This window comes from Clostridium rhizosphaerae (assembly GCF_016765585.1).
In the GTDB taxonomy this organism is placed as follows: Bacteria; Bacillota; Clostridia; order Clostridiales; family Clostridiaceae; genus Clostridium_AT; species Clostridium_AT rhizosphaerae.
Genome location: NZ_JAESWC010000002.1, coordinates 1,162,879 through 1,183,984, shown reverse-complemented (window position 1 = coordinate 1,183,984; position 21,106 = coordinate 1,162,879). Strand labels below are relative to the sequence as shown.

General features: G+C 31.7%; 15 protein-coding genes. 11 read left to right on the top strand and 4 right to left on the bottom strand.

Going from position 1 to position 21,106, the window contains the following annotated elements; translation table 11 throughout:
- Positions 1 to 84: 84 nt before the first annotated feature.
- Both JK636_RS08700 and JK636_RS08695 read left to right on the top strand, forming a co-directional pair.
- Positions 85 to 861: a YdcF family protein gene (locus tag JK636_RS08700; protein ID WP_202748434.1), complete on the top strand. Its 777-nt coding sequence runs from the start codon at positions 85 to 87 to the stop codon at positions 859 to 861.
- A 216-nt stretch (positions 862 to 1,077) separates the two neighbouring features.
- The gene (locus JK636_RS08695; RefSeq protein WP_202748433.1) at positions 1,078 to 2,466 is read left to right on the top strand and encodes an MATE family efflux transporter; all 1,389 of its coding nucleotides are present in this window, start codon (positions 1,078 to 1,080) and stop codon (positions 2,464 to 2,466) included.
- 103 nt (positions 2,467 to 2,569) lie between these two features.
- On the opposite strand, the gene JK636_RS08690 is transcribed toward JK636_RS08695, so the two are convergent.
- Positions 2,570 to 3,694, bottom strand: coding sequence for a glycosyltransferase family 4 protein (locus JK636_RS08690; RefSeq protein WP_202748432.1), 1,125 nt, complete (start codon positions 3,692 to 3,694; stop codon positions 2,570 to 2,572).
- Positions 3,695 to 3,867: 173 nt separating this feature from the next.
- Here JK636_RS08690 and JK636_RS08685 point away from each other — a divergent pair, with 173 nt between their 5' ends.
- The 9 genes from JK636_RS08685 to pepT all read left to right on the top strand — a co-directional run bounded on the left by JK636_RS08685 (position 3,868) and on the right by pepT (position 18,868).
- Positions 3,868 to 4,872: a CotS family spore coat protein gene (locus JK636_RS08685; RefSeq protein WP_202748431.1), complete on the top strand. Its 1,005-nt coding sequence runs from the start codon at positions 3,868 to 3,870 to the stop codon at positions 4,870 to 4,872.
- Between the two features lie 123 nt (positions 4,873 to 4,995).
- Complete coding sequence (yabG, locus tag JK636_RS08680; RefSeq protein ID WP_202748430.1) at positions 4,996 to 5,856, top strand: sporulation peptidase YabG; 861 nt, start codon at positions 4,996 to 4,998, stop codon at positions 5,854 to 5,856.
- Between the two features lie 270 nt (positions 5,857 to 6,126).
- The gene (locus JK636_RS08675; protein WP_202748429.1) at positions 6,127 to 6,363 is read left to right on the top strand and encodes a Veg family protein; all 237 of its coding nucleotides are present in this window, start codon (positions 6,127 to 6,129) and stop codon (positions 6,361 to 6,363) included.
- A 306-nt stretch (positions 6,364 to 6,669) separates the two neighbouring features.
- Positions 6,670 to 8,235, top strand: coding sequence for a DUF3794 and LysM peptidoglycan-binding domain-containing protein (locus JK636_RS08670; protein WP_202748428.1), 1,566 nt, complete (start codon positions 6,670 to 6,672; stop codon positions 8,233 to 8,235).
- Positions 8,236 to 8,318: 83 nt separating this feature from the next.
- On the top strand, positions 8,319 to 11,771 hold the full coding sequence (gene addB, locus JK636_RS08665; protein WP_202748427.1) for a helicase-exonuclease AddAB subunit AddB: 3,453 nt from the start codon (positions 8,319 to 8,321) through the stop codon (positions 11,769 to 11,771).
- Positions 11,772 to 15,575 carry a helicase-exonuclease AddAB subunit AddA gene (addA, locus tag JK636_RS08660; protein ID WP_202748426.1) on the top strand — a complete coding sequence of 1,268 codons (3,804 nt, stop codon included), beginning with the start codon at positions 11,772 to 11,774 and terminating at the stop codon, positions 15,573 to 15,575.
- A gap of 106 nt (positions 15,576 to 15,681) precedes the next feature.
- Complete coding sequence (locus JK636_RS08655) at positions 15,682 to 16,629, top strand: L-lactate dehydrogenase (protein ID WP_202748425.1); 948 nt, start codon at positions 15,682 to 15,684, stop codon at positions 16,627 to 16,629.
- A 29-nt stretch (positions 16,630 to 16,658) separates the two neighbouring features.
- Entirely contained in the window at positions 16,659 to 17,615 is a 957-nt protein-coding gene (locus JK636_RS08650) for a 3'-5' exoribonuclease YhaM family protein (protein WP_202748424.1), read from the top strand.
- Positions 17,616 to 17,650: 35 nt separating this feature from the next.
- The gene (gene pepT / locus JK636_RS08645; protein WP_202748423.1) at positions 17,651 to 18,868 is read left to right on the top strand and encodes a peptidase T; all 1,218 of its coding nucleotides are present in this window, start codon (positions 17,651 to 17,653) and stop codon (positions 18,866 to 18,868) included.
- A 44-nt stretch (positions 18,869 to 18,912) separates the two neighbouring features.
- On the opposite strand, the gene JK636_RS08640 is transcribed toward pepT, so the two are convergent.
- The 3 genes from JK636_RS08640 to uvsE all read right to left on the bottom strand — a co-directional run bounded on the left by JK636_RS08640 (position 18,913) and on the right by uvsE (position 21,081).
- A complete protein-coding gene (locus JK636_RS08640; RefSeq protein ID WP_202748422.1) occupies positions 18,913 to 19,206 on the bottom strand; it encodes a DUF7489 domain-containing protein in 294 nt (97 codons plus the stop codon).
- Positions 19,207 to 19,651: 445 nt separating this feature from the next.
- On the bottom strand, positions 19,652 to 20,053 hold the full coding sequence (locus JK636_RS08635; protein WP_202748421.1) for a hypothetical protein: 402 nt from the start codon (positions 20,051 to 20,053) through the stop codon (positions 19,652 to 19,654).
- A gap of 68 nt (positions 20,054 to 20,121) precedes the next feature.
- Entirely contained in the window at positions 20,122 to 21,081 is a 960-nt protein-coding gene (uvsE, locus tag JK636_RS08630; RefSeq protein ID WP_202748420.1) for a UV DNA damage repair endonuclease UvsE, read from the bottom strand.
- Positions 21,082 to 21,106: the final 25 nt, after the last annotated feature.

Here is a 21,106-nt window from a genome sequence, read left to right as displayed (position 1 = left end):
TTTATATTTTATATTAAAATTTAATTATTACTGAAATGAAGGGTTATGATAAAATTTACTTAATGAAAGCTTCAGGGGGTTATTATGAAAAAGTTGAGATTAAGAAAAATAATAGGGATTTTGTTTATTTTGCTTGGAATCTACAGCATAATATACTGCTTTAGTATTATGTTCTACGGAGTAACATTTTCAAAGTTTTTTGCAGTGCTTGGAATTATGTTAATAGTGATAGGACTTGGAGTTGTTTTTTTGTATGATAAAATATCAATTTATAAGGGTGGTTTTATACCACGGATAATAAAGGGAATTATAATTTTGTTTTTGATTTCTTTTATAATTATTGAAAGTTTTATAATATACAATGGCAGCAAAACTGATAGTGCAGAGGTAGATTACTTAGTAATCTTAGGGGCAGGTCTTTGGGGAGACACACCTTCACTTGCTTTAAGGCAGAGACTTGATGAAGGCGTAAAATTTATAAAAGAAAACCCTGAAACGAAAGTTATCTTATCTGGTGGAAAGGGATCAGGAGAAACTATAACAGAAGCAGAAGGTATGAAAAGATATTTAATTTCAAAAGGAATTGATGAAAGACTATTGATCAAAGAAGAAAAGTCAACAAGTACAAAAGAAAATATGAAGTTTACAAGAGAACTTTTAAATCAGATAGATGTAAGAGATAATATAAGCGTAAAAATTGTAACTAATAATTTTCATATGTTTAGAGCAAAGCTCTTGGGGAAAAGTAATGGATTTATTGTATATGGACAGCCAGCGCCTCTACATCCTTTGCTTGTTCCTGCTTATTATATAAGAGAATACTTGGCGGTTATAAAATCTTTAGTTTTTGATTTTATGTAGATAGCTTTAGTTGAAGTTGTTTATCTATAACTAAATTCTTATTTATAGCAATTGATATATATAGAATGCAATAAAGTTCTTACATTCATAATGCCACATAATATCCAATCTTCAAGGATTTATGGGATAATATGAATGTATTAGAACTTTTGCATTGTATATATTTGTAATGTATAATAAAATGGTTGAATATTTAAAAAGTTAGGAGAATCAACCATGGAAACTAGTACCTCTAACGTTTCTTTAAAGGAAATAAGGAAAAATATATATTCTATGATCCTGCCTATTACAATATCAAGCATACTTGAAATGACAACAGGTCTTGTATCTATGGCTATGATAGGAAGAATAGATCCAAGTAATTCTACAGCTGTAAACGCAATTGGATTAAGTCAAAGAATTACGCAGGTGGTTTGGGCGCTTTTTAAGGGAATTACAACAGGCGCTTCAGTTTTTGTGGCTCAGGCTTATGGAGCTAATAACCCCAAAAAATTAAAGAAGGTTATACAGCAAACTATATTATCCTCACTCATTGTTGTAATAGTTCTTCAGCAAATTATATTTTGGAATGCTTCAAAGCTTCTAACAATATTTAATCCTAATCCAATACTTCTTGAAAATGGGACCTTATACTTAAAAACAGTTTCCTGGGGTCTGCCATTTTTAGTAATAATGCTTGCAGTAGCAGCGGCGCTTCAAGGCATGGGAAATGCGAAAACTCCTATGGCTATTGGTTTTATAATGAATTTTATTAATATATTGTTTAGTTTTGTGCTTATATTTGGCTATTTGGGAAGTGTTCCATTTGGAATTAAAGGAGCGGCTATAGCTATAGTAATAGCACAGTTCTGTGGTGCGTCTATTGGACTTTACGTATTATTTAGTAAAAGCGGAATTTTAAGTTCTTTGTTAAATAAGAACTTCTTTAAATTAGATATAAAAGAAGTTATAAGCATATATAAAGTTGGAATTCCAACCTCTTTAGAATCAATATTCTGGCAAATAGCCGCTATAATTTTAACTAAGGCTATATTAACTTTTGGAGATACTTCATTTGCTGCGCACCAGCTTGGACTTCAAGCTGAATCCATTTCGTATATGCCGGCAGCAGGCTTTGGGGTTGCGGCAACTACCTTTATAGGGCATGCTTTAGGTTCAAGGAATAGTGAACTAGGAAAAGCGTATTTGAAGGAAACTATGAAGGGAGCAATTTATGTAACAATATTCTGTGCTTCGCTTTTAGTATTTTTACCTAAATTTATTATGGGAGCATTAACTCCAAATCAAGAGCTTATTAATTTAGGGGCTAAGTATCTTATTATTATGGGACTTGTTCAAATTCCTCAAAATGTATCTGGAGTTTTAAATGGAGCACTTAGAGGTGCTGGATTTACTAAGGTTCCTATGTATGTGGCAGGTGCAGGCCTCTGGGGTGTTAGAGTACCTATGACCTTGCTTTTAACCTATAAATTTCATTCAACCATAATAGCCATTTGGGTTGTAATGGGCATTGATTTGATTGTAAGATTTATATTAAGTTATACAATATATAAGACTAAGAATATTTACAACAGAGAATTGGTGTTTAATGAAGCGAATGCTTAGTTAATGAACAATGAAAAATGAAGAATGGAAGGATGCTTTGCAATCAAAGCTAATCACAAATCCCCTTTTGGGGATTTTTTAATTCATTCTTCATTCTTCATTCTTAATTATTAATTGTTTTATTATACGCAATCAGTGTATCTTTAGCGGTTTTGTCCCAGCTAAGCTCTGAGCTTCTTACAAGACCTTTAATAATTAACTTTTCCTGAAGCTTATCATCCATAAGTACGCTAAACATAGAGCTGCATAGCTCATCAACGTCATAAGGATTTATAAAAACTGCAGAGTCTCCTAATACTTCGGGAATAGAGGTTACATTTGAAGTTATTACTGGAACTCCGCATGCCATAGCTTCTACAGGGGGAAGTCCAAAACCTTCGTAAAATGAAGGATACACCACAAGTTTAGAAGCATTATATAAATAAGGAAGATGTTCTATTTGTATAAAACCTGGAAATATTACACTGTCTTCTACGCCAAGGCTTATAGCTCTATTTTTATATATGTTATAGGACTTGCCCTGTTTTCCTGCTATTACTAGTTTTATATCTTTTTTAAACTTTTCTTTAAGCTTACTGAAGGCTTCAATTAGACCTACAATATTTTTTCTTGGGCTGAATCCGCCTACATATAAAATATAGTCTCCTTCAATACCATAATATTGCTTTATTAAAGCTGAACAAATGTCTTTATCAAGCGGAGTATATATATTTTCAGCTGCTAAATGAGTTACATGTATTTTCTCTAATGGATAATTAAAAGCCTTGGCTATATCTTCCTTTGAAAACTGTGATACAGTTATTATTCCGTCACAGAAAGATACAATATCAGGCATTTCTTCTTGAAATATTTTCAAATAAGTTTCCCCTACAGTTTCGGGCATTCTTAATGGAATAACATCATGAAGTGTTATTATAAAAGGACATTTTTTTTCTTTAGGAAGTCCTACACCGTTTTGAGGCACATGATAAAGCTCAATATCTTTATCTGTAAGTATATTGGGAATATTTACTTCATCCCAAAAATTGCTTTTATTACCTTCTGATATATTTCTTATCAGGAAATTTTTTTTGAAGGATATATCCATATTTGAACTTTCAGGCATAAAAAGTAGATATTCATTTAACGCATCTATTGCATTTAAGGATGAAATAAGCTGATAGGCATAGGTGCCTATTCCTGTACCTCTATACCATTTGGCTGCTCTTCCGTCGATTCCTACTTTCATAAAGGTTTCCTTTCAAAATGATTATAGTTCATTATATTAATAATTGAGCAAAAGTGTTAATAAAACAATATTTATACACATATAAATTATATAGAGACTATGTATAGAGTTTTAATTATAGAGAATTTAAAATTCTAAATAATCACAATATGAGAAGGAGGGCGGTGAGCAGTATGATGAGGGAGTTTGAACTTGAGAGGCAGTTCAATATTGAAATCGAAAGCATTAAGCCGAATAAGGGAGTGTATCTCTTAAAGACAAACAAAGGAATGAAATGCCTAAAGAAAATAAATTATGGTACCCAGAAATTGCTTTTTGTATATGGTGCTAAAGAACATCTTATAAAAAATGGATTTCCAAGAGTAGATAGATACTGTTTAAATATAGATGGTAATCCTTATGCCTTAGTAAATGAAGACATATATACTCTTTCTGAATGGATTGAAGGTAGAGAATGTGATTTCTACAATAATGAAGATTTAATATTGGCAGCTAAAAATTTAGCATATCTTCATATTGCATCAAAAGGATACGAGCCACCAGAAAACAGCAAGCTTAAAAGCGACTTGGGAAGATGGCCTCATCTTATGGATAAAAGAATAAAATCCTTTGAAAAAATGAGAGATATGGCAAGGAAAAAAAGCAATAAACAAAGCTTTGATTTAAATTATATTAAATCAATTGAAATGTTTAAGAATTTAGGTAAAAGAGCTATGAAGGTACTTGAAAGTTCTAATTATCTTGAGTTTTGCAAAACAACTGATGAAGAGATGGGTTTTTGCCATCATGATTACACTTATCACAACATAATTATGGATAGTAACAATAATGTACATGTTATAGACTTTGATTATTGCAAGAAGGAAATAAGATCATACGATTTATCTCTTTTCTTAATTAAGGTACTAAAAAGAATGGACTGGAATATTGAGTATGCAAAGCTAATAATTGATGCCTATAATGAGATAAGTGAGCTTAGAGAAGATGAATACAGAGTGCTATTTGCATTTTTATTGTTTCCGCAGCGTTATTGGAGACTTGCAAACAGATATTATTATAATGAAGTAAATTGGGCTCAAGCTACTTTTAATAATAAAATAGAAGAATTAATAGAAGAACAAAGTAATTATAATAATTTCATAGAAGAGTTTAAAAAAATGTATGGACAAAAAGAATGATAAATTTTTATAGTAAAGCCGTGTAAATTTTCATTTACATGGTTTTATTATTTTCATTAATGCACCCATTCTAAAAAGTTGTCATACAATATATTATGAAACTATGGAGTTGGAGATGAGAAAATGAATTTAGGCGATACTGTTGTTCGAAAATCTTATGGCAAGGATATCACCTTTAAAATAATTGATATAAAAGAAACAGAAAATGGAGCCATTTATACTTTAAAAGGTATAAGTCTTAGAGTTATTGCAGATGCACCAGTTGAAGACCTAGAAGAAGTTGTTGAAAATTCTTTGGGTGAGAAGGAAAAAATTTTAAATAGAAAAGTTAATACTTCCATAAAGAATATAATGCTTGGCAGAATAGATGTAAGCAAGGCTTATAGAAGTCCTAAGATAACAGTAAATAAGGAACTTGCCTTTGGAAGACCGGGAAAAATTCTGCATGTAGATGGTGATGCTGAGTATCTTGAGGTATGCCTTAAAGTATATAAAAAATTAGAACTTGATGTAGTAGGCAAGGTTATTGCAGAAAAAGATCAACCTGTGGAGGTACCAAAGCTTGTAAAACAAATGAAGCCTGACATAGTAGTAATAACAGGACATGATGCAATAACTAAAGGGGCAAAGGATTATACGGATATAAATAATTATAGAAATTCAAAATTCTTTGTTGATACAGTTAGTGAACTTAGAAATTATGAGCCAAATTATGATGACTTAGTAATATTTGCTGGAGCTTGTCAAAGTCATTATGAGGCGATACTAGATGCAGGTGCAAACTATGCATCTAGTCCAAGCAGAGTACTTATACACTGCCTTGATCCTGTTTTTGTATGTGAAAAAATTGCATATACCAATATAGAAAAAGTAGTATCGATTCAAGAAGCTTTAGAAAATACTATTACCGGAACAAAAGGAATAGGAGGACTTCAAACAAGAGGAAAGTATAGAGAAGGTTTTCCAAAGTCTTCATATGCATAAATTGATTAAAAGTTCTGCATATATATATGGATTAGGGGAACAATAATATTGTACTTATGGAATATATAGTTGTAAATAATATCTTCAAGTCATAAGTACGGATATATATCTTAAAAATACTTAGATATATATCCTATGACTTGAAGTTTTTGCTTTGTTTACAAAAAATTAATATTGACAAAACGCTTTGTTAACTGATAAAATAATTAGTTTATTTGACAGTTAATATGATATGAGGTATAATTACAATGTAGAAAGAGGGTGTTTAATGTGGAAAAAAGAAATGTGCTCGCTACAATAAGAAGGGACATTGAAGACCATGTTGGAGAAAAAGTTACCTTAAAGGCTAATGGCGGAAGGAGAAAGGTACTTGTAAATAAAGGAACTATAGAAAAAACCTATCCAAACATATTCGTCATTAGATTAGATCAAGACACCCAAAGGACAGTGACATACAGTTATTCAGATGTTTTAACAAAAACAGTTCAAATAGTCTTCGTAGGATAAAGCGATGCTGGTTTTCTAGTATCGCTTTAATTATAGAAAAAAATAAAAAAAGAAAGATGGTGGGTTCCATCTTTCAACTATGGTATAAAAGGGTATTGAGAATTTATGAGAGGTTATATGGTCAATAACCAAGTATTATATTAAGCTAAAATGGACAAAATGTCAACAAGTTTGTCCATGAAAAGACAAGAAAAATAAAAATATGTCGAAAAATATATTTCTATTTAATACATAAAATAACTAGCATATTTCTTTCGTAGTATCTATATAAATTAATAGTAGGTATTTTATGGGAGGGATAGAATAATGGCTATAGATCTGGTTAAGGAAAATATAGAATGTGAGCAGCTCTTAGGAGAAAGTACTGCTGATTCAGTCATTAAAGGGGAATACGTTATACCAGATACTCATCCTGATGTGTATCAAATTTTAACTTTAGATGCTAAACCGAGCATTCTAACAAAAGAAGTAATGCAGGACAAGATATATCTAGAAGGCCAAATTCAGCTTAATGTGTTGTATTTAGCTAAAGAAGATGAAACAAGAAGTGGTGTCCACAATGTGGTATATACAGCTAAATTTCAAAACAGCATTGAGCTAAATGGTGTGAATCGCAATATGCCATGTGAAGCAGAATGCTACATAGAGCACATAGAGCCAGTTGTGGTTAATGAAAGAAAAATAGCTGTAGAAGGAATAGTAAAGCTTAAGGCTGCAGCGTATAAGGTTTATAATTTTGAGATAGTTAAAGACCTTAGGGGGCTTTCAGATGTTCAAGTACTAAAGAATAATTCTTCAATTGATAAAATTGTAGGCACTTGTGATGGTGAAATGGTAGCTAAGTCACATATGCAAATTCCTATGGATAAGCCTCAAATTGGTACTGTTTTAAAATGTGATGTAAATATGCATAAAAAAGAAACTAAGGTTTTAGATGGGAAAGTTCAGGTTTCTGCTTTTGCAAATATTTATATGTTGTATAGAGGCAAGGATACTTCTGATTTATGCTATATTGATAATGACATATTAGTGAATAAAGAACTTGACATAGAAGGTGTAAGCTCCTTTATGGACAGCTACACTGATTTCAGAGTAGATGACATGATATTTGATATCAAAGAAGATGACTTAGGAGAAAATAGAATAGTTGATGTTGAAGCTTTAATAAGAAGTAATACAAAAGTAATGAATAAAGAGCAGATGGATACTATAGAAGATGCATATTCACCATCGATGATTATGGATATGGAAAAGAAAAACTATGAGCTTAATGTTATGCATGGACAGGCAAACAATGAAGCTATTGTTAAAGGAAATATAGAAATAGATTCTGAAATGCCTAAGCCTGCTTCAATAATTATGTCAACAGGAAGTGTCTGTATAACAGATAAGAAGCTTGTTGAAGATAAAGTTGTTGTTGAAGGATTATTAAAGGTTGAAGTTCTTTATAAGACAAATGATGAAGATAAATGTGCTCACGTAATCAGAGATGAAATACCTTTTACAACTGGTGTTGAAATAGCAGGTGCTAAAATAGATATGCAGTGTGTGGCTAAGGTTTCACTAGAAAGTATCGAGGCTGCAATTGAAGCTAATACAATAGGAGTTAAGGCTATAGTAGAAGTTTACTGCAGAGTGAATTACATGAGGAACAAAGAGTTTCTAGTTAATGTAATGCCTAAGGAAGGTGAAAAGCCTTCTAAAAAGGCAAGTATAACAATTTATGTTGTACAAAAGGATGATACGCTTTGGAAAATTGCAAAGAGATATCATACTACGGTTGATACCTTGGTTCAAATTAATGAGCTTGAAGGTATAGATGCTGTTCAGGCAGGTGGAAAACTAATAATACCTGGAAGAGCATTAATTTAAATAAAGTTTATTTAAATACACCTTATTTGATATAATATATATCAAATAAGGTTGTTTTTATTTTTGAAACGAAGGTGAAAAACATGAGTTTACAGTTTATATTTGGTCGTTCAGGTAGTGGGAAAAGCACATATTGCCTGGAAAATATTAAAGATAAATTATCAAGAAGTGAATATAGAGATAAGAAATTAGTTTATCTTGTGCCTGAACAATTTACCTTTCAAGCTGACAGAAACCTTGTAGAAGTAATTGGTGAAAAAGGTATACATAGAGTACAAGTTTTAAGCTTCACTAGAATGGCTTATGTCGTTTTTAATGAGGTTGGCGGTATCACAAGGCTTCACATGAATTCTGCAGGTAGAAATATGCTTTTATATAAAATAATTGAGGAAGTAAAAGAAAAATTAACTGCATTTAACAGGGTTTCAAAGCAGGCTGGATTTATAAATGTAATGTCTGAGACTATTACGGAACTAAAAAGATATAATATTAACCCAGAACTTTTAAATAAAATCACGGTTGATATGAGGGAAGATGATCAATTAAAGGGAAAACTTAAAGATATAAATTTGATTTTTGAAAGGTTTGAAACTTTTCTTCATGAAAAATACATAGATAATGAAGATCAGCTTTCAATGCTTGTAGATAAATTAGATAGCTGCAATTTATTTGATGAGTCTGAAATATGGATTGATGAATTTTCTACTTTTACACCTATTCAGTATAATATTATTGAAAAGCTTTTAAAAAAGGCAGATAAAGTTAATATTACATTAACAACGGATTGTTTAACTAATGGAAAAGATGTTGATAATACGGACGTATTTGCCGCTATAAAAAATACGGAAACAAAATTGTTAAAGCTTTTAAAAGAGAATAATATACCATATGAAAAGCCGATTTGTCTAAATGATGATATGATTTATAGATTTAGAGAAAGCAAGGAACTGAATCATTTAGAAAGATATATTTTTAATTCTCCTTATAAAACTTATAACAAAGAGACAGAGAATTTAAAAATATTTAGAGCTTTAAATATGTACAGTGAAATACAAAATACAGCTAGAGATATAATAGGGTTATGCAGAAATCAAAAGCTGAGATTTAAGGATATAGCCGTAGTTACCAGAAACCTTCAGGGATATGAAAAAATTATTCAAGCTATTTTTACAGAATATAATATTCCGTACTTTTTAGATAAAAGAAGGGATATAAATAACAATCCTCTTATAATCCTTTTAAATTCTGTTATTGATATATTTACAAAAAATTGGTCTTATGAGGCGGTCTTCAGATATTTAAAAACAGGGCTTACAGATATTGATATAGAAGAAATTGATATTATAGAAAACTATGTGCTCGCAAATGGAATAAGAGGGAAGAAGTGGTTTGAAGAACAGTGGGATTACGGTATAAATTATAAATATGATGCTTCTGAAGAGGAAGAAGAAAATTTAAAGAAAATTAATGATATAAAAATAAAAGTTACCAATTCTCTTTTTATTTTACAGGAAAAGCTAAAAGGAAAGAATAGTGTAAGAAAAATATCAGAAGCATTATTTGAGTTTTTAGAAGAAATTAAAGCTTACGAAAAGGTTGAATACTGGGTAGAAAGATTTAAGCAGGAAAAGGAACTTGATAAGGCTAATGAATACAGCCAGGTTTGGAATTTAGTAATTGAACTTCTAGATCAACTTGTTGAAGTTCTCGGAGAAGAAGAGGTAAAACTTGAGGAGTTTGTAAAAATATTAGCAACCGGCATAAATGAATATGATATCGGCGTCATTCCAGCTGCCTTGGATCAGGTACTTATCGGGGACATCGAACGTGTTAAAAGTCATGAAGTATCAGCAATATTTCTTATTGGAGTAAATGATAAAGTTTTTCCAAAAGCCGCCGATGAGGAAGGTATATTAAATGACAGGGACAGAGAATATTTAAAAAGTTTAGGTGTTGAGCTGGCAGCAGATACAAAAGCTCAAGCTTTTGAAGAGCAATTTTTAATTTATAGAAGCTTAAGTATGGCAGGAAAGTTTTTAAGAATAAGCTATCCTATTGCTGATGTTGAAGGAAGAAGTATGAGGCCATCTATAATAATTTCAAAACTAAAGAAGGTTTTTCCTAAAATTGTTGAAGAAAGCGATGTTATAAAAAATGACACTGATGAAGAGAGTTTAGAGCAAATTGCGGGGGAAGATTCAACATTTAATGAACTTATTGCAGCTTTAAGGTCAGAGGCAGAAGGAAAAGAGGTTAGTACCATCTGGTGGGATGCTTACAGATGGTATATGAATAAACCAAAATGGAGAGAAAGATGCAGAAGGGCTTTTGCAGGACTTTCCTACAGCAATCAAGTTCAAAAGGTAAGCTCGTCAAAGATAAAAAAACTATACGGAAATCCTCTTCAATTTAGTGTTTCAAGACTTGAAAGATATGCCAGTTGTCCTTTTGCATATTATGTTCAGTATGGTTTAAAAGCAAAGGATAGAAAGGTATATGAATTCAGTATGCCGGATTTAGGTACTTTTGTTCATGAAGTACTGGATGAGTTTTCGGAGGTTCTGGACAAGGAAAAGGTAAGCTTTAGAGAAGTTGAGGATAATTTTGTAAGTGATGCAATTTCAATGATTATAGATGAAAAGATTAAGGAGAAAACAGGATTTATATTAAATAGTTCTCCAAGATACAAATTTATGGCTCAAAGGCTTAAAAAAATATTGACTAGATCAGTAGATATTATTTCTGAACAAATTAAAAGAAGTAACTTTAATCCAACAGAACATGAAGTAGACTTCAGTGCCAAGGGAAAATATCCTCCTATTACAATAAAGCTCCCATCAGGAGAACAAATTGAACTTATGGGGAGGATAGACAGAGTAGATGAGCTTGAGACAGAAGAAGGAACATTTATAAGAATTGTAGATTATAAGTCAGGAAACAAGGGATTTAAGCTTTCTGATGTATATTATGGACTTCAGTTGCAGCTTTTGGTTTATTTAGATGCAATACTTTCAAATAAGGAAAAATATTTAGAGAAAGGTGTATTCCCAGGAGCAGTGCTTTATTTTAGAGTAGAGGATCCTATGATAAACAGTGAAGGAGAGCTTTCTCAAGATAAGATAGAAGAAAAAATATTAAAAGAACTAAAAATGAGAGGCCTTCTTTTAAAAAATATTAAAGTAATTAAAGATATGGATAAGGAGCTTGAGAGCGGCTATTCATTAATTGTTCCCGCACAAATATTAAAAGGCGGTGAAATAGGAGAAAAAACCTCAGGAGCTACTTTAGAACAGTTCGAAACTCTTAGAAAATATGTTAGAAAGATTGTTATAGACTTGTGTGAGGAAATGCTTCAAGGAAATATAAGTATTAAACCTTATAAGAAAAAGAAAAATACACCTTGTGAATACTGTAATTTTGCAAGCATATGCCAATTTGATACTAGTATTTCTGATAATAAATATAAGATTATAAATGATAAGAATAATGATGAGGTATGGGAACTAATGAGAAAAGAAGTAGAAGAGGTGAAATAGTTGGGAGAAGCAAAGTGGACTAAGGAGCAGGAGCTTGCAATAGAAACAAGATATAGTAATCTTTTGGTAGCAGCAGCTGCTGGCTCAGGGAAGACGGCTGTATTAGTTGAAAGAATAATTAGAATAATTACAGATGTTGATAATCCTGTAGATATTGACAGGCTTCTTGTAGTTACCTTTACAAATGCAGCAGCAGCTGAAATGAGAGAAAGAATTGGTGACGCTATTTCAAAGGCTTTAGATAAAAATCCGGATTCAAAGGTGCTTCAAAAACAACTTACTTTATTAAGTAAGGCAGGTATTACTACAATGCATTCCTTTTGCCTTCAAGTAATACGAAATAATTTTCATAGAATAGATTTAGACCCTAATTTTAGAATTGCGGATGGCACGGAAGAAACACTTTTAAAGGGAGAAACTTTAGGAGAGCTTTTTGAAGAAAAATACTCTGAAAGTGAAGATGGGACTAATAATGATTTTTTGGACTTAGTAGAAAGCTATGGTGGAGGACGTGATGATTTAAAGCTTCAGGAAATAGTGATAAATCTTTATGATTTCATAATAAGTGGTCCTTGGCCAAGAAGATGGCTTTATGAAATGACAGAGGAATTTAATGTCGATGAAAACTTTGATTTTGGAGATTCCATATGGGGCAGAGTTTTAATATCAAGTACAGAAGTGGAACTTCTTGGTATAAAGGGAGTTATTCAAAAGACCATAGATATGATGAAGGATAGTAACGGATTGGAGCCTTATGTTAAAACTCTTAATGAGGATTTGGAGTTAATTAATAAGCTTTACGGATTTTGTAACAGTAGTTGGAACAATTTGTACGAAGAGTTTAGCAATTATAAATTTACAAGGATAGGAACTTTAAATAAAAAAGCTGAATACGATAAGGACCTTTCAGAGAAGGTAAAAAATATTCGGGATGATATTATTAAAAAGAAACTTAATAATTTAAGAGATGATATATTCAGATTTAGCCCTTCTGAGATAAGAGAAAGCTTAAGTAAGCTTTATCCAATGATGAAATGTCTTGGGGAGCTTGTGCTGCAGTTTGATGAATATTATAAAGCTAAAAAAAGAGAAAGGGGACTGTTAGATTTCAGCGATCTTGAACATTTAGCTTTAAATATATTAACTGTTAAAGACGAGGAAAGAAATATTAGTCCTTCTGAAACTGCCTTAGAACTTAGAGATCAATTTGATGAAGTGCTGGTAGATGAATATCAGGATAGCAACAATATTCAGGAAGTTATTATTAATATGGTTTCGAAAAAGCTTACTGATACACCAAATGTATTTATGGTTGGAGACATAAAGCAGAGTATTTACAGATTCAGGCAGGCTGAACCTGGGTTATTTCTAGATAAGTATGAGAATTATTCAAAAAAGGAAGGCTCGTTAAACAGGGTAATAACTCTTTATAAAAATTTTAGAAGTCGAGAGGAAGTTATAAACGGAGTAAACTATGTATTTAAAACTATAATGTCAAAATCCGTTGGTGAGCTCGAATACACTGAAGAAGAAGGTTTAAATCTTGGTGCAGATTTTAAGCCTTTAGGAGATGATAATTCTAAAGCAGGTGGACCTGTAGAACTTCATATTATTGAAAAAGTTAATAACTCAGAAGATAAAAGCTTTGAAGAAGCAGAAGAATTATCTCAATATGAAGAATCAAATGAAGAAGAGGAAATAGATGATATACAATTAGAAGCAAGAGTTGTTGTAAAAAGAATTAAAGAGCTGATGAGTGGAAATGAAGGAAAACGCTTTAAAGTATATGATAAAACAATTGACAAATACAGACCAGTACAGTTCAAAGATATAGTAATTCTTATGCGTGCTACAAAAAGTTATGCGCCAGTATTTACAGATGAACTTTCAAATCAAGGAATACCTGTATACGCTGATACTGGAACGGGATATTTTGATACGGTTGAAATAAGAACTATGATGTCTATTCTTCAAATAGTGGATAATCCTCTGCAGGATATTCCTTTGATAGCTGTGCTAAGGTCTCCTATTTTTTCTTTTACTCCCGAAGAATTAATCGATTTAAGACTTGAGGGAGAAAAAATACCTTTCTATATGGTACTAAAGAGCTATAAAGAGGAAGCACTAAAAAATGTTGATGAAGCTTTGCGAAGTAAAGTATCGGAGTTTCTTGGTACTTTGGAAAAATGGAGAGAAAAAGCTATTCATATGCCAATTGATGAGCTTATTTGGTATCTTTTTACGAGCACAGGCTATTATGGTTATGCAGGTGCAATGCCAGGTGGAGTACAAAGGCAAGCTAATTTAAGAATACTTTTTGAGAGAGCAAGGCAGTTTGAACAAACAAGCTATAGAGGATTATTTAATTTTGTTAGCTTTATAAACAAACTAAGAACCAGCAGTGGAGATATGGGAAGTGCTAAAGTTTTAGGTGAAAATGAAGATGTAGTTAGAATTATGAGTATCCATAAAAGCAAGGGTTTAGAGTTCCCGGTTGTTATTTTAGCGGCATGCGGAAAAAACTTTAATCTTATGGACATTAATAAAAGTATTCTGTTTCATCAGGATTTAGGAATAGGACCTGATTATGTAGATACTGAAAGAAGAATAACCTATCCTACGATTATTAAGCTTGCTTTAAGAAGAAAGATTAAGCTTGAAACTCTATCTGAAGAAATGAGGATTCTATATGTAGCTTTTACAAGAGCTAAAGAAAAATTAATTCTAACAGGAACTGTTAAAAACCTAAAAGCTGTTTGTTCAAAATGGTGGAACGGTATAGAAAAAAATAGTGAGAGAGTTCCTGAGTATACAATTTTGAATTATAAAACATATATAGACTGGGTAGGTTCAGCTGTAATAAAGCATAAAGATGGAGTAGTTTTACGAGAGTATGCAGAAGTTGAAGCTTATGATGCAGGAAAATTGAATGAAGATAATTCACAATGGATTATAAGAATGTGGAATAAAAAGGATATAACTGTGGATAGTGTTTACCAAATTGTGGATAATTTACAAGAAAATAAAGTTTCTTGTGACTTTTTAGAAAAAACTGTGGATAACAAGCCTGAAAGTTCCTATAAAGAAGAAATAGAAAGAAGGCTTAACTGGAAGTATTCTTATATGGAAGCATCAAAGATTCCTGCTAAAATATCTGTAACTGAACTAAAAAGACTTGGTAACGAATTGTTTTCAGATTCCTACACTACAAATATGTTTACTCCTAAGCTTTCTAAAAAGCCAGCTTTTTTAGAAGAAAGAAAAGGGCTTTCAGCAGCTGAAAAAGGTACAGCTGTGCATTTTGTTATGCAGCATTTAGATTTAAGGAAGATATCTGATTATAATGCCTTAAGCGATCAAATTAATGTTATGGTAAGAAAAGAACTTTTAACGAAAGAGCAGGCAACAGCAGTCAATATAAGAAGCATTCAAAGCTTTTTTTCCTCATCTTTAGGTAGAAGAATGTTGAGTGTTGAAGATTTTGATAGAGATGTTAAAAGAGAAATTCCTTTTTATATAAAATTAAGAAGTACAGATGTATATAGTTATCTTCCAAAAGAAAACTACGAGAACGAAATAACTTTGCTCCAAGGAGTTATTGACTGCTATTTCATTGAAAAGGATGGAATAGTGCTTTTAGACTATAAAACAGATTATGCTGATAAGGATAATATAAACGAAATAAAAGAAAGGTATGAAAAGCAGATCTTTTATTACTCAGAAGCGTTAACTAGAATTACCGGAAAAAAAGTTAAGGAAAAATATATTTATCTGTTTAGCAATGGAGAAACTATAATATATTAAAATTAATTATGAAGGTTATTAATCACAATATTTGTTTTTATGCATGAAAAATGTTATATTTTATATAGTATAGTTAATTTAGTCTAATAATAACGGAGGAAGATATATGAACAGTAAGAGAACTAAGGTATCAATAATTGGGGCAGGTTTTGTAGGTTCAAGTATTGCCTATTCACTTATGATGTCTAATTTGGTTTCAGAACTAGTTATTGTAGATATAAATAGAGATAAAGCTGAGGGCGAGGCTATGGATTTATCACATGGATCAGCTTTTGTTAAGCCAATCGACATAGTTTCAGGCGATTACAGCAGTACCGAAGACTCTGATATTGTGATTATTACTGCAGGAGTTAATAGAAAACCAGGAGAATCCAGATTAGACTTGATAAACAAGAATTTAAATATATTCAAGTCAATAGTACCTGAAGTAGTAAAGTACAGCCCACAGGCTATCCTACTAGTGGTATCAAATCCAATGGATATACTTACATACATAACATATAAGCTTTCTGGTTTTCCAAAGGAAAGGGTTATTGGTTCAGGAACGGTTTTGGATACCTCAAGGCTTAGATATCTTTTAGGAAAGCATTTTTGTGTAGACGTAAGAAATATTCATGCTTACATTATGGGAGAGCACGGAGATTCAGAGATTGTTGCGTGGAGCACTGCCAGCGTAGCTGGTATGGATATAGATTCCTTCTGTGGCACTACCTGTAAAGAGTGTGATGATTCCTTTAAAAACGATATATACGATGAAGTGAAGAATGCAGGTAAAAAAGTAATAGAAAAAAAAGGTGCCACTTATTATGCAATTGGTTTAGCAGTTAGAAGAATTGTAGAATGTATACTTAGAGATGAAAACTCTATACTTACAGTATCAACTTTGCTATCTGGAGAATATGGAATTGATAATGTTTATATGGGGATACCAACGATAGTTGGAAGAGATGGGGTAAAACGGGTTTTAGAGGTAAAGCTTAATGAGGATGAAAAACTAAAACTTAAAACCTCATCTGATACATTAAAAGAGCTTATATCAGGCATAGAAATATAAATTTATTTTAGCTTGGAAAGGTGAATTTTATGGAGTATAAAAAAATAAGTGAGCTTGAAAATAATGAGAGAATTGATGGGTTTTATTTAGTTAAATCTGTAGAGCTTAAAACTTCTTCAAATAATAAAAAGTATCTTGACTTTACCCTTGGAGACAAGACTGGAGAAATAAATGCTAAGCTTTGGGAAGTAGCTGATGGCGATGAACAAAGGTACATGAGCAATGTGCTTATAAAGGTAAGAGGGACAGTAAGCAGCTGGCAGAACAGTCTTCAGCTAAAAATAGAGAAGCTGAGGGAGGCTCTTCCGTCTGATGAAGTAGATATCGAAGACTTTGTTCCAGTAGCTCCATTAGAGCCAGTATTTATGTATAAGGAAATATTTAAATATGTAGATAATATGAAAAATGAAGATATAAAAAGTATTATAAGTATTATTCTAGAAGAAAAAAAAGATAAACTTATGCACTATCCTGCAGCAAAAAAGAACCATCATGCCATTAAAGCAGGACTTTTATATCATGTTCTTACTATGATAAGAGCAGGGGAGAAACTGTGTGAAATATACAATTTTTTAAACAGAGATTTATTATTTGGGGGAATTATTCTTCACGATTTATCAAAGCTTGAAGAAATGGAAGCAAGCACTTTGGGAATAGTAAGTGAATATACAGTAGAAGGACAGCTTTTAGGACATATTACCCAGGGAATTAAAAAGGTTGAACTTGTAGCTGAAAGTATCGGCGCAGATAAGGAAATTACTATGATGCTGCAGCATATGATACTATCTCATCATTATGAGCCAGAATATGGAAGTCCGGTTAAACCAATGTTTCCTGAGGCAGAGCTCTTACACCATCTTGACATAATAGACGCAAGGATGTATGATATGAAAAGGGTTACAAGTGAAACTGAGAATGGGGCTTTCTCTGAAAAGATATTTTCGCTTGAAGGTAGAAGAATTTATAAGCCCTCAAAAGAATTTTAAAATTAATTTATAATATCAGTTAGGAGGATGACAACATGAGTAAAGTTGTTGAAAGATTTTTAAAGTATGTAAAATATGATACAAAGGCTGACGACAATTCAGAAACAGTTCCAACAACTAAGGGACAGCTTGTTTTGGCAAAGGAAATAGGAAGGGAACTTGAGGAACTAGGGCTTTCTGATGTTTCAGTAGATGAGAATGGTTATATAATGGCTACACTTCCTTCAAATGTAGAAAAAAAGGTACCTACAATAGGATTTATAGCACATATGGATACAAGCCCAGATATGTCTGGAACAAATGTTAATCCACAGTTTGTAGAAAACTATAATGGTGGGGATATTAAGCTTAATGATGAAGTAACTTTATCACCAATAGATTTTCCAGAACTTAAGGAATACATAGGGGAAACTCTGATAACTACAGATGGAACTACTCTTCTTGGGGCAGATGACAAGGCAGGAATTGCAGAAATAATAACAGCTGTAGAGTATTTAATAAACAATCCAGAAATTCCTCATGGAACAATAAAGCTAGGATTTACTCCTGATGAAGAAGTAGGAAGAGGACCAGATCACTTTAATGTTGAAAAATTTAATGCAGATTTAGCTTATACTATGGATGGCGGAGCTGTTGGAGAACTTGAATACGAAAACTTTAATGCTGCAGGTGCTAAAGTTACTATTCATGGAAGAAATGTACATCCAGGCTATGCTAAAGATAAAATGGTTAATTCAATGCTTATAGCAAACGAATTTATAGCAAAGCTTCCTGAAAGCGAAACACCACAGACCACAGAAGGCTATGAAGGATTTTATCATCTAAATTCAGTAAACGGGGATGTTGAAAAAACAATATTAAATTATATTATCAGAGACTTTGATATAGACAGCTTTGAAAAGAGAAAACAAAACATTAAAGCAATTGCGGAAGAATTAAACAAGAAGTATCCGAATAGAGTTGTAATTGAAGTTAAAGATCAATATAAAAATATGAAAGAAAAAATAGAACCTGTTATGTATGTTGTAGATAATGCTAAAAAGGCTATGGAACTTGTAGGAATAAAGCCGTTAGTCAGACCTATAAGAGGAGGAACTGACGGAGCAAGACTTTCCTTCATGGGACTTCCATGTCCAAACATTTTTGCTGGAGGTTTAAACTTCCATGGAAAGTTTGAATATGTACCTGTATCTTCAATGGAAAAGGCTGTAGATGTTATACTTAAGATAGTAGAATTATATGTAAATATATAAATTTGAAAAGGATCGTATTTTATTAATACGGTCCTTTAATATACTCATATGTCTTTAGAAGGGTAATATTGTCCTTTGTCCTTTTTAACTTTATCGCCAACTTCTATGGACTTATACATTTCTTCGCTTACATCTATAGTTAATTTTTCACCATTATCTTTTAGTATTTGCAGAATATAGATATAACTGTGATTACCTCTATAAAAATAGTCTTTTGTTTTCTTTTCCTGAACTAATCCGTTCCAAATATTATTTAATCTGGAGTGTTCTATGAAATAGGTTATAAATACTGCTGTTAGTGCAAAAATAAGAATAATAAAGATCCACAATTCCTCCATAATATCCCCCTGTTTCAATATCAATACCCTTATAAGTTCTCCCATTTAATTGTATCTAATATAGTATATTCTGTTATATAACTATATGTCATATATGATAACGAAAAATGAAAACTTTTATTAGTATTGCTGTAAGTATTTTATAGATTTATTTTTAAGATTAATATTAACAATAAATATGGACGGAAAATTAATGAATTATGTTTAAGAAGGGGAGAAATATTGAAAAAGTTGGGTAAAGTTTGCTGTTTTGCTGTAATCTGTATTTTTGTGTGAGATGTTTTTAAATATTAAGATATATGCTGAAGGAAATAAGGAGGATAAAGTAATATATTTAACCTTTGATGATGGACCTGCTATATAATTACAGAAGATACTCCAGAATATTATTTTAGGTTTAAACAGTAAAAATTAGGTCCTAGAAATTTCTCTAGGACCTAAATGTTTATTTAAGCATATTATTAATTTGTTCTTCTCTATTTTCTTGCTTTTCTTTTGTTTTCTGAAGAGTAGTACTATCCATTTTGTCAGAATTTGCTTCAATGTAACTGTTTGTAAAGTCATAGTTTCTCTGCAAATTTTCAAATTCATTTACATTTACATGTTTACCATGAGCAATAACATTTTTAAGATTATCTATTTCCTCCTCGCGCTCTTTTTGTATCTCCTTTGAGTGAGCTATTGCATCAGGAGAGGCTATATCAGAATGCTGCTCTAAATGTCTTTCAGTTCTTGTATGCTTATCAACTAAATTTATTAACTGGCCTATTCTTTTTTCATCCTGTTTTCCACAATCTTGATCCTTACTATAATTATTTACTCCATGATCCTTTTCTTTATGACTCATACAAAAGCCTCCTTCATAGAAGAATTTCATTATTATTTTGGATTTAATAGCGAAGTAAAATACTAGAGTTAAACTTCTAGTGTTGTATTATCTATCCAATTCCAATTAGGCTTTATGATTTTAATATCATCAATAAGCTGAAAAAGTGCTCTATCCTTCATTTTTGCTTCAAGCATAACATCAAAATCTTTGTCTAAAGGCTTACATATTTCTATGAAGCTTATAAAATCTTTAGCATTTATATAATCTGCATGCTTTCTGTCTCTTTCTGATTCTCTAGGTGTTGAAAAGTGAAACTTAGGAGGAAGAGACTGATTTTTCCATGTTGAAAATATTTCGGATATAAGGTCTTCTATCGTTTCTCCATTATTATTACACATATGATGGTGAACATCAAAAACTATTGGAGTATTGGTTTCCCTGCAAATAGATAGCACTTCAGAAGCAGTAAAAGTTTTGTCATCATTTTCAAGCATTAACCTGCTAGTTATCTCAGGTGGGTATTTTTTAAAATTATTTATAAAACGATGTGTTGCTTCCTCTTTACCGCCTTGTGCACTTCCTATGTGAAGCACCATTTTCCCATCAGGATATTCCATATCCTCGAAAAGATGAACATGGCTCCAAAGGTTTCTTTCTGAACTTTTTACAACTTCCTCTCTAATACTGTTTATTACATTGAACTCATCAGGATGAGTATCAACTCTCATATTATTTTCTTTTACAAATTTGCCTAAACGCTTAAAGTCTATATTGAAAATTTTCCTATAGTCCCAAGCTGTAACTTCTGGATGGGTGGCTAGTGGGACTAAGGCAGAGGTTATTCTATAAAAATGAACATTATTTTCCACATTATATTGAAGGATTTTATATAAATCATCAAGATTTGATAGAGTTACTTGCTTTAATTTATTTAGCTTTTGCTCATCAGAGGATAATTTCTGATAATTTGTATAAGTAACAGTACTTGAAGAAGTTACCTTAGGTAAATTTAAGGCAATTGCTACATAACCAATTCTTACGCGCATTATTTTAACCTCCCTGAAAGTAGGC

What these genes read in the sequence shown, in the direction of transcription:
- JK636_RS08700 (WP_202748434.1), top strand. Translation starts at nt 85, where the DNA reads ATGAAAAAGTTGAGATTAAGAAAAATAATAGGGATTTTGTTTATTTTG.
- JK636_RS08695 (WP_202748433.1), top strand. Translation starts at nt 1,078, where the DNA reads ATGGAAACTAGTACCTCTAACGTTTCTTTAAAGGAAATAAGGAAAAAT.
- JK636_RS08690 (WP_202748432.1), bottom strand. Translation starts at nt 3,694, where the DNA reads ATGAAAGTAGGAATCGACGGAAGAGCAGCCAAATGGTATAGAGGTACA.
- JK636_RS08685 (WP_202748431.1), top strand. Translation starts at nt 3,868, where the DNA reads ATGATGAGGGAGTTTGAACTTGAGAGGCAGTTCAATATTGAAATCGAA.
- yabG (WP_202748430.1), top strand. Translation starts at nt 4,996, where the DNA reads ATGAATTTAGGCGATACTGTTGTTCGAAAATCTTATGGCAAGGATATC.
- JK636_RS08670 (WP_202748428.1), top strand. Translation starts at nt 6,670, where the DNA reads ATGGCTATAGATCTGGTTAAGGAAAATATAGAATGTGAGCAGCTCTTA.
- addB (WP_202748427.1), top strand. Translation starts at nt 8,319, where the DNA reads ATGAGTTTACAGTTTATATTTGGTCGTTCAGGTAGTGGGAAAAGCACA.
- JK636_RS08655 (WP_202748425.1), top strand. Translation starts at nt 15,682, where the DNA reads ATGAACAGTAAGAGAACTAAGGTATCAATAATTGGGGCAGGTTTTGTA.
- JK636_RS08650 (WP_202748424.1), top strand. Translation starts at nt 16,659, where the DNA reads ATGGAGTATAAAAAAATAAGTGAGCTTGAAAATAATGAGAGAATTGAT.
- pepT (WP_202748423.1), top strand. Translation starts at nt 17,651, where the DNA reads ATGAGTAAAGTTGTTGAAAGATTTTTAAAGTATGTAAAATATGATACA.
- JK636_RS08640 (WP_202748422.1), bottom strand. Translation starts at nt 19,206, where the DNA reads ATGGAGGAATTGTGGATCTTTATTATTCTTATTTTTGCACTAACAGCA.
- JK636_RS08635 (WP_202748421.1), bottom strand. Translation starts at nt 20,053, where the DNA reads ATGAGTCATAAAGAAAAGGATCATGGAGTAAATAATTATAGTAAGGAT.
- uvsE (WP_202748420.1), bottom strand. Translation starts at nt 21,081, where the DNA reads ATGCGCGTAAGAATTGGTTATGTAGCAATTGCCTTAAATTTACCTAAG.